General features: G+C 70.5%; 7 protein-coding genes. 4 read left to right on the top strand and 3 right to left on the bottom strand.

Going from position 1 to position 13,012, the window contains the following annotated elements; translation table 11 throughout:
* Window positions 1–9: 9 nt before the first annotated feature.
* Genes MLE42_RS13860 through MLE42_RS13850 form a run of 3 tightly spaced genes read left to right on the top strand, consistent with a single transcriptional unit; the run spans window position 10 to window position 4,610 of the window.
* Window positions 10–876, top strand: a complete 867-nt coding sequence (locus MLE42_RS13860) for a DUF5777 family beta-barrel protein (protein WP_243288469.1) — start codon at window positions 10–12, stop codon at window positions 874–876.
* A gap of 12 nt (window positions 877–888) precedes the next feature.
* Entirely contained in the window at window positions 889–1,902 is a 1,014-nt protein-coding gene (locus MLE42_RS13855) for a hypothetical protein (protein ID WP_243288468.1), read from the top strand.
* A 23-nt stretch (window positions 1,903–1,925) separates the two neighbouring features.
* Window positions 1,926–4,610, top strand: coding sequence for a WD40/YVTN/BNR-like repeat-containing protein (locus MLE42_RS13850; RefSeq protein ID WP_243288467.1), 2,685 nt, complete (start codon window positions 1,926–1,928; stop codon window positions 4,608–4,610).
* Here MLE42_RS13850 and MLE42_RS13845 read toward each other — a convergent pair whose 3' ends face one another.
* The 3 genes from MLE42_RS13845 to purH all read right to left on the bottom strand — a co-directional run bounded on the left by MLE42_RS13845 (window position 4,611) and on the right by purH (window position 11,272).
* Entirely contained in the window at window positions 4,611–6,920 is a 2,310-nt protein-coding gene (locus tag MLE42_RS13845) for an ATP-binding protein (protein WP_243288466.1), read from the bottom strand.
* A 74-nt stretch (window positions 6,921–6,994) separates the two neighbouring features.
* Entirely contained in the window at window positions 6,995–9,616 is a 2,622-nt protein-coding gene (gene alaS, locus MLE42_RS13840) for an alanine--tRNA ligase (RefSeq protein WP_243288465.1), read from the bottom strand.
* Window positions 9,617–9,727: 111 nt separating this feature from the next.
* Window positions 9,728–11,272 carry a bifunctional phosphoribosylaminoimidazolecarboxamide formyltransferase/IMP cyclohydrolase gene (gene purH / locus MLE42_RS13835; RefSeq protein WP_243288464.1) on the bottom strand — a complete coding sequence of 515 codons (1,545 nt, stop codon included), beginning with the start codon at window positions 11,270–11,272 and terminating at the stop codon, window positions 9,728–9,730.
* A gap of 282 nt (window positions 11,273–11,554) precedes the next feature.
* Between purH and MLE42_RS13830 the strand changes: the two genes are divergently transcribed.
* Window positions 11,555–13,003: an NADH-quinone oxidoreductase subunit G gene (locus MLE42_RS13830; RefSeq protein ID WP_243288463.1), complete on the top strand. Its 1,449-nt coding sequence runs from the start codon at window positions 11,555–11,557 to the stop codon at window positions 13,001–13,003.
* The last annotated feature ends 9 nt before the right edge of the window (window positions 13,004–13,012 follow it).

Raw genomic sequence — 13,012 nt, 5'->3', positions numbered from 1 at the left:
GGAGGCCGGATGCCACGGAAGCTCCTCTCCCTCGCCTGCGCCCTCGGGGCCGCGGGTGCCCTCCACGCCGAGTCCTCGGACTATCCCCTGGCCATCAACCTCCCCACGGCCGAGCGGATGCAGTTCTGGGACATCGGCCTCGCCTTCACCCACCGCTTCGTCACGCCAGTGAAGGACCACGGCAAGGATGTCTACGGCCTGGACGGCTACGCCTATGCCGGGCTGGGGTTCACGTTCGGGATCAAGCCGGTCCCCGGCCTCAATGCGTTCATCTACCGCACGGCGGACAACAAGACCTTCACCTTCGGCCTGCAGCAGCAGGTGCTGGACCTGGACAGCATCCGCATGGCCGTGCGGGCCGAGCGGTTCGACGAGGTGGTGAAGGCCACCAGCACGCCCATCGGAAGGGTGGGTGTCGCCGGTGGCGTCTTCCAGCTGCCCACGGAGATCTTCCTCACGGACGACCTCATCTTCTCGGTGGTGCCCACCTACATCACGAAGACCACCACCACCGACACGATCCTCGCGGTACCCCCCGGGGCAGCGCCCAACACCTCGCCCAACACGGGAGGCGTGTTCAACGTGGGCCTGGGCCTGCGCTTCGGGTTCACGGAGAAGTTCTCCTTCATGGGCGAATTCTATCCGCGGCCGTCCAAGTTCTCCCACGCCACGCCCGGTGTCGTGACCGACGGCAGCACCTACCGGCCGGGCTTCGCCGCCGGGGTCTCCTACCGGACCTTCAAGCACCGCTTCACCCTCATCGGCACCAACGTCCCGGGCACCACGGCCAACCAGGTCCTCAGCGGGGACTACGGGGGCGGACCCAGGTCCTCCTCCCAGTGGTCCATCGGCTTCAACGTCGTCCGCGTGTTCTGAGGTCGCCCGCCCGTGTCCACCGCCCCCCTGCTCGAGTTCATCGCCCGGGAGCACCCGGCCTTCGTCCACATCCCCCTGGGCCTGATCGCCGTGCTACCGCTGGCCATGTTGGCCTCCTTCCACCCGAGGCATGTCCGCCTGTGGACGGGCACCTCGTTCTTCCTGGCCCTCGTGGGATGGCTGGGCAGCACCGTGGCCCTGGCCAGCGGCCTCCTATGGGGACGCCAGATCGCGCTCATCCCGCCCGGCGCCTTCCTCCCGCAGGTGGCCACCGAGAAGCAGGTCCTGCAGCGGATCCTGCAGCTCCACGAGCTGGCGGCCCTCAGCGGCTTCCTGGTCGGCGGCCTCTGCCTGTGGCTGCTGTGGCGGTCCTGGCGCCGGCTCGACGCCCCCGCGGCGCTGGGTCGTCCCCGGCGGGGAGGCCGCCGGTTCTGGGAGCGGGGGGTGGGGGCGGGTCCGTTCCTGGTGGGCGTCATCTGGCTGGGGTGCTGGGGCTTCAGCGGGAAGCTGGGCGGCATCATGGTCTTCGGCAACGAGGACACCAACCGGGCCGCGGCCGAGGCGGACGCCGCCAGGCGCGCCGACACCGAGGCGGACCTGCCCATCCGGGCCCTGGACTACGCGAGCCTGGAACCGGCCACGCCGGCGCCGGTGCGGAGCACGGCCCACGGCGACCGCTGGCAGCGCGCCTGGGTCACCGCCTCGGGGATCGACGCCTACCGCGCCGGCCAGCCGCTTCCCCCGGGGGCCTACGCGGTGCTCTCCACCTACGAAGACGACCACGGCCGGCCGGGATCCGAGCCGGGTCCGCTCTACATGAAGGAGACGAAGGCCGACGGCAGCAGCGCCTTCGCCTTCTACTGGCCCCGGGTGCCGGAAGCCCGGCGCGGAGAGGTGGAGGGCCAGGACGGGGTCTACTGGCGGAGCCCCGATCCGCACCTGGCGGCCTGCGTGGAGTGCCACGCGAAACCCGGCACCGCCCCGAAGCAGGATCGTCCACGGGTTGACCTCAAGACACGAGGCTGACACCGTCGTGCGTGAGGTCCCCCATGCGCCTGATGATCCTGAGCCCCCTGGCCCTGTCGATCTGCCTGGCTTCGCCGCTGGCCGCCGCGGGCCGTCCCCGGAAGGCTGAGCCCGCCACGCCGCCCGCGGCCCCGGCCCTTCCGGTGGACGCCACCTTCCTGAAGCCCCTGAAGGCCCGGGCCATCGGGCCCGCCGTCATGGGCGGCCGCATCTCCGACGTGGCCGTGGATCCCTCGGATCCCTCCACCTGCTACGTGGGCCTCGCCCACGGCGGCGTGATGAAGACCACAGACGCAGGCGCCAGCTTCCAGCCCGTCTTCGACAAGGCGGGTGTGGCCTCCATCGGCGCCCTGGCCGTCTCCCCCGCCGATCCCAAGGTCCTGTGGGCCGGCACGGGCGAGGCCAACGACCGCAACAGCTCCGGCTGGGGCAAGGGCGTCTTCCGCAGCACGGATGGCGGGGCCACCTGGGCCGCCGCGGGCCTGGAGGCCAGTCGCTGCATCGCTCGCCTGGCCGTCCACCCGAAGGACGCGACCATGGCCTATGCGGCGGCCATGGGCGACCTGTGGACGCCAGGCGGCGAGCGGGGCCTCTACAAGACCACCGATGGCGGGATGAGCTGGAAGGCCGTGCTCACGGCCCCGGCGCCCTTCGGCGACCGGGTGGGCTGCGGGGATGTGGTCCTGGATCCCCGGAATCCCGACATCGTCTATGCCGCCCTCTATGCGCGGCGCCGCTTCCCCTGGGCCTTCCAGGCGGGGCCGGCGGCCACGGAGGGGCGCGACCTGGGCGGGATCTTCCGCAGCACGGACGGCGGGGCCACCTGGACCAAGCTCACGAAGGGCCTGCCGGCGGGCACCGGGCGCATCGGCCTGGCCGTCAGCGCCTCGAAGCCTGGCGTGGTGATGGCCGTGGTGCAGAGCGACGAGGGTGGCACCGTCCCCATCATGGACATCATGAGCAAGGCCGGCGGCACCTTCCGCTCCGAGGACGGCGGCGACACCTGGATCCGCACCAGTCCCCTGAACCCCCGCCCCTTCTACTTCAGCCAGATCCGCATCGCCCCGGACGACGACCGCCGTATCTACGTCCTGGGCTTCGGCCTGCACGTCTCCGAGGATGGGGGCGCCACCTGGCGGGAGGACTGCTCCGAGAAGGTGCACCCGGACCTGCACGCGCTGGCCTTCGACCCGAAGGCCCCGAAGCACCTCCTGCTGGGGACCGACGGCGGCCTGTACCAGAGCCACTCCGCGGGCGCGTCCTGGGAGGCACTGAACCGCTTCCCCGCGGGGGAGTACTACCGCATCGCCGTGGACGACAGCGCGCCCTACCGGGTGGCGGGGGGCCTCCAGGACAACCGGAACTGGGTGGGCCCCAGCCGGACCTTCAGCAAGGACGGCATCCTCAACCAGGACTGGACGAACCTGGGCGGCGGCGATGGCTTCCACGTGCTGTTCGACCCCGCCGATCCCGGCGTCCTGTTCGCGGAGAGCCAGGGGGGATCCATCTTCCGGGTCAACCTCCGCAGCGGGGCCATGAAGTTCCTGCGGCCCGAGCCCGCCGAGGGGCAGGAGGCCTACCGCTTCCACTGGGCCAGCCCCTTCCTCCGCAGCCGCCACGCCAAGGACGTGCTCTACCTCGCGGGGAACCGCGTGTTCAAGCTCACGGACCGGGGCGAGCGCTGGAGGCCCATCAGCTCCGACCTCACCACCCAGGACCCCCGGCGCACCCGCACCAGCGGCAGCGGTGCCGAAACCTTCGGCGTGATCTACACCCTGGCCGAATCCCCCGTCAGGGCCGGCCTGCTCTGGGCTGGCACGGACGACGGCAAGGTCTGGCGGACCGAGGACGAAGGCGCCTCCTGGACCGACTTGACGCCGAACCTGCCGGCGGCCGTGAAGGGCCAGTGGATCCAGCGCCTCGAGGCCGGCCGGGAACCCGGCGTGGCCTACCTGGTGGCCCAGGCCTACCGCACCGGCTCCTACGCGCCGCTGGTCTACCGCACGGCAGACGGGGGGAAGTCCTGGCAGGGGCTCGGCGCGGGCCTGGCCCAGGACCAGCCGGCCCACGTGGTGAAGGAGGACCCGGTCAACCCGAGGGTCCTCTACTGCGGCACCGAGGGCGGCCTGTTCGTGAGCCTGGACCAGGGCCAGCGCTGGCTGCCCCTGGGCGGCCTGCCGCCGGTGCCCGTGGACGACCTGGCCATCCAGGCCCGGGAGGATGACCTCGTCATCGCCACGCACGGCCGCAGCCTCTACGTGCTGGATGACCTCTCCGTGCTGCAGGGCCTGTCTCCGGAGGTGCTGGACGGAGAGCTCCACCTCTTCGCGCCCCGGCCCGTCCTGGCCCGCCAGCTCCTGCCCGGCAACGCCAGCGAGGAGGGAAAGGCCGGGACCTTCCGGGGGACCAACCCACCCCTGGGCGCCACCTTCCAGATCTACGTCAAGGGCGACACCGGGGAGGACCTGAGCTTGGCCATCAAGGCTCCAGACGGGCGGCCGGTGGCCAACCTCAAGGCGGCGGGACGGGCCGGCCTCCAACGCATCGCCTGGGACCTGAAGCCGACCCCGGACCTGGTCTCCGAGTACCGCGGCGAGGGCTCGAAATTCGTCAAGCCGGGGCTCTACACCGTCACCGTGACCCGGGGGACGGCCAAGGCCACCGGGAGCCTCAAGGTGGAGGTGGCGGAGGACCTGGAGACCCGCTGATCAGCCCGCCAGCATCTCCGCCATCAGGCCCAGCAGCCGCGACAGCTCGAAGGGCTTGGGGAGGAGCCGCACCCGGGGCACCTGGGCCAGCTTCGCCTCCATGCCTTCCAGTCCTTGGCCGCTCACCAGGATGAAGGGCACCGTCGAGCCCGTGGCGCGGATCCGCTCCAGCAGCTCCAGGCCCGTGCAGTCGGGCATGCGATGGTCGCTCAGGATCAGATCGAAGCGGCCCGTCTGCCAGGCCTGCCAGGCCACGCCGCCATCTGGTGCGGCCGTGACCTGGGCCCGGGCGAGGGTCAGGGCGTCCGCCAGCATGTCGCGCAGCAGGGCCTCATCCTCGGCCACCAGGATCCGCCGTCCCGCCAGGGTTCCCGGGGCCCCGGCGGGATCAGTCGGAACCGGGGGTTCCTGAGGCGCGCCCGTGCGGATCGGCGGGAGGCACATCCGGAAACAGGCCCCGCCGCCCGGGGCGTTCTCCGCCCAGATCTGCCCCTGGTGGGCCCTCACGATGCCGAAGACCATGGCCAGGCCCAGTCCAGTGCCCTTGGTGGCGTCCTTCGTGGTGACGAAGGGCTCGAAGATGTGCGGCAGGAGGTGCTCGGGGATGCCCGTGCCCGTGTCCTGGACCTCCATGCAGACCTGGCCTTCCTCGCCCAGGAAGGTCCGGAGGCTGAGGCCGCCCCCCGTCGGCATGGCATCCCGCGCGTTCACCACCAGGTTCATGAGGACCTGTTCCAGCTGCACCGAGTCGCCCTCCACCCGGGGAAGGTCGGGGTCGAGGGCCAGGTGCAGCCGGATCATGCCCCCCAGCAGGCGCTCCATGAGGGCCGCCGTATCGCGGATGAGCGCGTTGAGGTCGAGGGGCTTCAGCTCCGGCCGGGACTGGTGGCTGAAGGACAGCAGGGCCTTGGTGGTCTGGGCGCAGCGCTTCGTGGCCTCCTCGGCGCGGAGGATCCGGTTGATCACCGGATGCCCCTCGGGCAGCAGCTCCCGGCTCAGGTGGAGCTGGCCCAGGATCGCGGCCAGCTGGTTGTTGACGTCGTGGGCGATGCCGCCCGCCAGGGTGCCCACCGTCTCCATGCGCTGGCTGTGCTCCAGCTGGCTCTGCAGGCGGGCGCGATCCGCGAGGCTCTCGTCCGCCCGGACGAGCGCCCGCTCCAGGCTGCGGATCTCCTGGATGTCCGAGCGGACGGTGGGGGCGGGCCCGCCCTGACCCAGGGTTTCGGCCATGGCTCCGAGGGCGGTGATGGGTTCGGCCACCCGGCGGGCGATGTGATGGATGCGCCAGGCCGCCAGGGCGAGGCCGATGATGACCAGGCCGAGCAGGCCAGCCACCCGGAATCCCAGCGGACCCAGCAGGTCATCCTCGGGGATGGCCAGCAACAGCGACCAGTGGAGGCCCGGGAGGCCCTCGAAGGAGCGGGACAGCCCCATGGCCGTCCGGCCCCCCAGGCTGATGCGGCGGGGCGCCCCATCGTTCGCATCGTCCTCCAGTCGGATCCCCGGATTCGGGAAGCGGGCTTCCGGGGCCTTGAGGAAGGCCTGGCGGCGGTTTTCGGGGGACTCGTAGGCCGCATCCCGCGGAAGGATCAGGGCCCGTCCCTGGGGATCCACCACGAGGGATTGGCTGCCGGGCGTGGGCTGGGCGGACCAGACGCGGCGGGTGAGGTCGTCCAGCAGGAAGTCGAGGGCCACCACGCCCCGGAGGCCGGCTCCGTCACGGAAGGGCAGGGTGTACGTGATGCCGGGATCCTGAGTGGTGTAGAACGTGTAGGGCTCCGTCCAGGCAGGGGCCGAGGCCGCCGCTCCGGCGGCGTACCAGGGCCGGGTGCGGGGATCGTAGGGCATCGGCGTCCAGGGCCCCGGAGGCGCACCGGGCCCGGTGGAGTCCAGGCGCCGCCAGCGGATCCGGGCCCCGGGCCCCGCGCTCTCCAGTTCCCGGAGGGACCAGACGTTGCCAATTCTCAGGAAGAGCAGGGACCGCCCGTCCGTGGTGGCCAGGTTGAGGCTGGTGATGCTGTGCTGGGCCGTCAGCACCGGCAGGATCATCCGGGCGGCCTGCTCGGGCTGGGCCGGGTCCAGGGTCCCGTCCGCCCACCAGTCATGGACCACCTGGCCGAGGGACTGGGAGGCTTGGAGATCGATCCGGAGCAGCTCGTCGAGGTGGCGCAGTGCGGTCTTGGCCCGTGCGCCCGCCTGCCGCTCCAGCGCCCGCTGTTGGCCCCACCAGGCCAGACCCAGGAGCAGCGTGAACAGACCCGTCATGAGGATCAGGTGATCCCGCAACAGCAGGCGACGGATGGGAAGCATGGGTGGGACGCCTCCGGGGGAGTGTGACCTCCATCTTGTCGGACCCGGAGGGTGGAAGATAACCCTTTGCGGGATCAGAGTGCCGAGCGCAGGGCGGCGAAGGCCTCGGGCAGGCCGGCAGGGTTGGATCCGCCGCCCTGGGCCAGGTCCTTCTTCCCGCCGCCCCGGCCGTTCAGGGCCGGCAGCATGGTCTTGAAGAGGGCACCGGCGTCGTAGGCCAGATCCGGCGACACGGAGACGAGGGCCGCCACCTTGTCCTCGGCGGTCTTCGAGGCCAGGACGATGACGGCGCTCCGGTGCCGGGTGCGGACCTGATCCATGAACTCCCGCAGGGCGTTGCCTTCGAGTCCCTCCACGGCGGCCGTGACCAGGGTGGCGCCCTTCACCTGCTCCACCTGCTCGGCGCTACCGCCGCCGCTGGCGGCCTTGAGCTTGGCCTCCTTGAGGTCACGCTCCAGCTGGGTGATGCGCTGATCCTTGGCCGTGAGGAGCTCCGGCAGGACCTCGCGGGCCGCATTGGCCTGGCGGGAGAGCCCATGGATCATGGCTTCGTCGGCCTGAAGCAACTCCAGGGCCAGCTCGCCGGCCACGGCCTCGATGCGCCGGACACCCGCGCTGACGGCGCCTTCGGAAATGATCTTCACCGTGCCGATCTCGCCGGTGTTCCCCACATGGGTGCCGCCGCAAAGCTCGGTGGAAAAGCCCGGCACCTGGACCACGCGCACCACGTCCCCGTACTTCTCGCCGAAGAGGGCCATGGCCCCGGAGGTGAGCGCCGCGTCGATGTCCATCTCCTGGATGGACGTGGGCAGGGCCTTCAGGGCTTCGCGGGTGGCCAGCCGCTCGATCTCGGCGATCTGCTCGGCGTCCAGGGGCGCGAAGTGGGTGAAGTCGAAGCGCAGGCGGTGCTCGTCCACCACGCTGCCGGCCTGCTTCACGTGGGTGCCGAGCACCTCCCGCAGGGCGGCATGCAGCAGGTGCGTGGCCGTGTGGTGCGCCCGGACGCGGCGGCGCCGGATGGGGTGGACATGGGCGGTGACGGCCATGTTCTCCAGCAGGGTGCCGGTCACCTCGACCCTGTGGAGGTGGCGCTTCTGGGCGGGGGCCGTGCAGTCCAGCACCTCCGCAAGCCCGCCCTCGAAGCGGAGCTGGCCCGTATCACCCACCTGCCCGCCGGACTGGGCGTAGAAGGGAGTGTGGTCCAGGAGCACGGAGCCGGCGCCCGTGAGCTGCTTCACGCGCCGGTTGGCGGCGTCGAAGAGCGCCACCACGTGGGCCTGGCCGTCCAGGTGGTCGTAGCCCGTGAAGGTGGTAGGCGGCAGGTCCGCCAGCGCGGCCAGGTCGCCGGCCAGGCGCAGGTCGTGGGACTTCATGGCGGCCCGGGCGCGGTGACGCTGGGCAGCCAGCTCCTGCTGGAAGCCGTCGAGATCGGCGCGGATGCCCCGCTCCCGGCACCAGTCCTCCACCAGGTCCACCGGGAAGCCATAGGTGTCGTAGAGGCGGAAGATGTCGGAGCCAGCGAGGGCGCCGTCCGCGATGGCGCTGGCCTCCAGGATCTTCAGGCCGGTGGAGAGCGTCTGGCTGAACTGCCGCTCCTCGTGGCGCAGGGACTTCTGGATGCGCGGCAGCTCGCCCAGCAGCTCGGGGTACTGGTCGCCCATGGCCTGGGCCACCGCCGGCGCCAGGTCCGCGAAGAAGAGCCCCTCGATGCCCAGCTTGCGGCCGAAGCGCAGGGCCCGGCGCACGATCTTGCGCAGGACGTAGCCGCGTCCCTCGTTGCTGGGCACCACGCCGTCGTAGCACATGAAGGTGGCGGCGCGGATGTGGTCGGCGATGACCTGGGAGGCCGTGCGGTTCGCGTGCTCGCGGCGCTCGTCGGCCTTGACCTTCGCCACCTTCCAGATGGCCTCGAAGATGGGCTCGAAGAGGTCGATCTCGTAGTTGGTGTCGACGCCCTGGAGGATGCTGGCGGTGCGCTCCAGGCCCATGCCCGTGTCGATGCTGGGCCGGGGCAGCGGGGCGAGCACGCCTTTGGCATCGCGCTCGTACTGCATGAAGACCAGGTTCCAGATCTCCATGACCCGGTCGCCCTCGCCGTTGGGCGTGGCGTCTCCGGGGATGTGGGCGCCGCGGTCGTAGTGCATCTCGGAGCAGGGGCCGCAGGGGCCGGTGTCGCCCATCTGCCAGAAGTTGTCCTTCTTGCCGAAGCGCATGATGCGATCGGGGGGCACGCCCGCGGCCTTCCAGAGCTCCTCGGCCTCGGTGTCCGCGGGCACGCCGTCGGCACCCTCGAAGACCGTGATCCACAGGTGGGCCGGATCCAGGCCCAGGTTCCCCTGGTCCACGGGACCCGTGACGAACTCCCAGGCGTACCGGATGGCGTCGGCCTTGAAGTAGTCCCCGAAACTGAAGTTGCCCAGCATCTCGAAGAAGGTGTGGTGGCGGGCCGTGAAGCCCACCTGATCCAGGTCGTTGTGCTTGCCGCCGGCCCGCAGGCACTTCTGGCTGGTGGTGGCGCGGCTGTAGTCCCGCTTCTCCTTGCCCAGGAACACGTCCTTGAACTGGATCATGCCCGAGTTCGTCCACATCACCGTGGGGTCGTCCGCCGGCCCGATGACCGCGCTGGAGGCCACCCGACGGTGCCCCTGGCGCTCGAAGTACTGCAGGAATCGCTGGCGGAGTTCAGAAGTTTTCATAAGTGATCCAGGATACCGGACGATCGGAAAGAAAAGCGCGGAACGGGCTTTGCCCGTGCCGCGCGCGGGGGCTCCGGGGGTGTAGCGCGCAGCGCGGTCCCCCGGACAGCATTAATGCCTGAAGTGCCGCATGCCCGTGAAGAAGAGCCACACGCCGAGTTTCTGGGCGGCGGCAATGACCTCGTTGTCGCGTAGGCTGCCGCCGGGCTCCACGAAGGCGGTGACGCCGTGGCTGGCCGCCAGCTCGAGGCCGTCGGCGAAGGGGAAGAAGGCATCGCTGCCCAGCACGGCCCCGCGGGACCTCGTCCCGGCCTTGCGGCAGGCGATCTCCACGGAATCCACGCGGCTCATCTGGCCTGCGCCGATGCCCACGGTGGCCCCGTCCTTCACCAGCACGATGGCGTTGGACTTCACGGCCTTGGCCACGCGCTGGGCCAGCATCAGGTCCTCGGCCCGGGGCTTGGCGCCGGGCCCGCTGGCCTTGACCTCCCAATCCTCGAAGGGCACGAAGCCGTCGTCCGCGTGCTGGACCAGGTAGCCGCCCCCGATGGAGCGGGTATCCAGGCCCTCGGCGGCCTGGGGCCAGTGGTCCGGGGTCTGCAGGATGCGGAGCTGCTTCTTGGCCGCGAAGACCTCCAGGGCCTCGCCGGTGAAAGCCGGCGCGAGGATCACCTCCCAGAAGGTCTGGGCCATAACGCGCGCCACCTCGACGCCCACGGGCCGGTTGAAGGCCACGATGCCGCCGAAGGCGCTGACGGGATCGCCGGCCTGGGCCCGCATGAAGGCTTCCAGCGCATGGGGCCCCTGGCCCACGCCGCAGGGGTTGTTGTGCTTGACGATGACGCAGGCCGGGGCCGGGAACTGCCAGACCAGCTTGGCGCAGGCGTCGGCGTCCAGCAGGTTGTTGAAGCTGAGCTCCTTGCCCTGGTGCTGGTGGCAGGCGGCCATGCCCTCCACCTTGCGCCCGGGCTCCACATAGAAGGCCGCGGGCTGGTGCGGATTCTCTCCGTAGCGCAGGCCCTGCTTCTGCACCAGGTTCAGACAGAGGTGGTGGGGGAGCTCGGCGGCCTTGCCGTGGGCCAGCTCCCGCTCCATCCAGCCGGCGATGGCGGCATCGTAGGCGGCGGTCCGGCGGAAGGCCTCCAGGGCGCAGCGGCGGCGATCCTCCAGCCCCCAGGTGCCGGCCTTGAGCTTCGCGAGGAAAGGCTCGTACTGGTCGGGGCTGGTGAGCACGGTGACCGAGGCGTGGTTCTTGGATGCGCTGCGGATCATGCTGGGGCCGCCGATGTCGATCTGCTCGATGGCTTCGGCGGGAGTGGTTCCTTCCCGGGCAATGGTGGCTTCGAAGGGGTAGAGGTTGATCACCACCAGATCGATGGGATCGATGCCCTGGGCCTTGGCGTCGGCCACGTGCTCCGGCAGGTCGCGGCGGTAGAGCAGGCCCCCGTGGATCCGGGGGTGCAGGGTCTTCACCCGGCCGTCGAAGCACTCCGGGGCGCCGGTGTAGGCGGCCACCTCCTGGGCCTCGAGCTTGGCTTCCTGCAGGGCGCGGAGGGTCCCTCCGGTGGCCAGGATGCGCCAGCCCTGGGCCAGCAGTCCCTTGGCTAAGGGCAGCAGCCCCGTCTTGTCGTACACCGAGATCAATGCCGTAGGCATGTCCGCCCCCTGAACCCTTGATTTTTTCATGCCGTGGCCCCATCCGGAAGGGCTGGATGTCCCCGGTGTCCCCGAGGTCCGGCCCCACCGGTTTCCAGAGTGCCGGCAGCGGGCGCCCGTCCCGAATGTGACTCCCGCCACAGGGGGCCGCCATCGGCCGGATCTGGCGGATTCCCTGGACTTCCGGGCCCCCGGAAGGGTCTTGGCCGCTGGAAGGGGTTGGGGCGTCCACCTTTACCTCCAGCGCCCCAAGCCCCATTCTGGAAAGCCTGGAGTGGGCCCATGCCGACGATCAAGATCAACGACGTTGAACTGAGCGTGAACCCCGGCACCCTGGTGCTGGATGCCTGCCGCACCGTGGGCATCGACATCCCCCACTACTGCTACCACCCGGCGCTCACGCCCGTGGCCACCTGCCGCATGTGCCTCGTGGAGATCAAGGGCCAGCCCAAGCTCGCCACCAGCTGCACCACCACCGTGCCGCCCGCGCCCAAGGACAACCCCGAGGCCGTGGTGATGGAGGTCTTCACCAACACGCCCGCCGTGGCCGATGCCCGGGCCGGCGTGATGGAATTCCTCCTCATGAACCACCCGCTGGACTGCCCCATCTGCGACCAGGCGGGCGAGTGCAAGCTCCAGGACTACTCGTACCACTACGGCAGCGGCGACTCCCGCATGGCCGAGGTGAAGCGGCGCTACCGCTACGAGGATCTGGGCGCCAAGATCGTCATCGACAAGAACCGCTGCATCCACTGCACCCGATGCGTCCGCTTCACCAAGGAGATCAGCGGCGGCTACGAGCTGACGGTGGCCCAGCGCGGCTCCCGCCTCGAAGTCACCACCTACACGGGCAAGAGCCTGGACCAGAATCCCTACGCGGGCAACGTGGTGGACCTCTGCCCCGTGGGCGCCCTCACCAGCCGTGACTTCCGCTTCCGCAAGCGCGTCTGGTACCTCAAGAACACGCCCTCCATCAGCCGCCACTCGGCGCTGGGCAACCCCATCTGGATCGACCACGAGGGCAACGAGATCCACCGCTTCCGGCCCCGGCCCCTGGAGGGCAAAGAGACCACGCACTTCATCAGCGACGCGGAGCGCTACGCCTACGTGCACTACAACCGGCAGGGCGGTACTCCCGCGCCCCTGCTGAAGGGCACCCCGGCCTCGTTCGATGCCATCCGCGAGGCCTTCCAGGCCGCGGGCCCCGTGGCGGTCATCGGCCAGGGCACCTTCGGCTGCGACACCGCCCAGCGCCTGGGCGACCTGGCGGCCTCCGAAAGCCTGCGCTACGGCAGCGGCGACAAGACCATCCCCGTGGTGCTGCCCAAGTACCAGACCAGCGAGGATGGCATCCTGAATCGCCGTGGCTTCACGGAGCGGGGCTACCGCTTCGGCGCCCTGGATGAGCTGCTGGGCAAGGTCCAGAAGGGCGAGGTCAAGGCCGTGGCGCTCCTGCACGACGCCGCCTTCACCAGCGCCAAGGAAGCCGAGCTGCTGGGCCAGATCCTCAAGGCCGCCGCGTTCAGCCTGGCCTTCGAGGTGGAGGCCTCGGACCTGGGACGCGCCGCCACCGCCTGGCTGCCCATCACCAGCTATGCCGAAGAGAGCGACTTCATCGTCAACCACGAGGGCGAGCTCCGCCGCTACCAGAAAGCCTTGCAGGCGCCCAAGGGCGTCCGCACCCTGCCCGCCTGGGTGAAGGAGCTGGCCGCCGTTCCCGCCACCGTCTAGCGGAGGAAA

Source organism: Geothrix terrae (assembly GCF_022808775.1).
GTDB classification, from domain to species: domain Bacteria; phylum Acidobacteriota; class Holophagae; order Holophagales; family Holophagaceae; genus Geothrix; species Geothrix terrae.
This window is presented reverse-complemented; position numbering and strand designations above follow the sequence as displayed.

Bases quoted from the DNA above. Each gene is read 5' to 3' on its own strand.
- MLE42_RS13860 (WP_243288469.1), top strand. From the start codon at position 10: ATGCCACGGAAGCTCCTCTCCCTCGCCTGCGCCCTCGGGGCCGCGGGT.
- MLE42_RS13850 (WP_243288467.1), top strand. From the start codon at position 1,926: ATGCGCCTGATGATCCTGAGCCCCCTGGCCCTGTCGATCTGCCTGGCT.
- MLE42_RS13845 (WP_243288466.1), bottom strand. From the start codon at position 6,920: ATGCTTCCCATCCGTCGCCTGCTGTTGCGGGATCACCTGATCCTCATG.
- purH (WP_243288464.1), bottom strand. From the start codon at position 11,272: ATGCCTACGGCATTGATCTCGGTGTACGACAAGACGGGGCTGCTGCCC.
- MLE42_RS13830 (WP_243288463.1), top strand. From the start codon at position 11,555: ATGCCGACGATCAAGATCAACGACGTTGAACTGAGCGTGAACCCCGGC.
- alaS (WP_243288465.1), bottom strand. From the start codon at position 9,616: ATGAAAACTTCTGAACTCCGCCAGCGATTCCTGCAGTACTTCGAGCGC.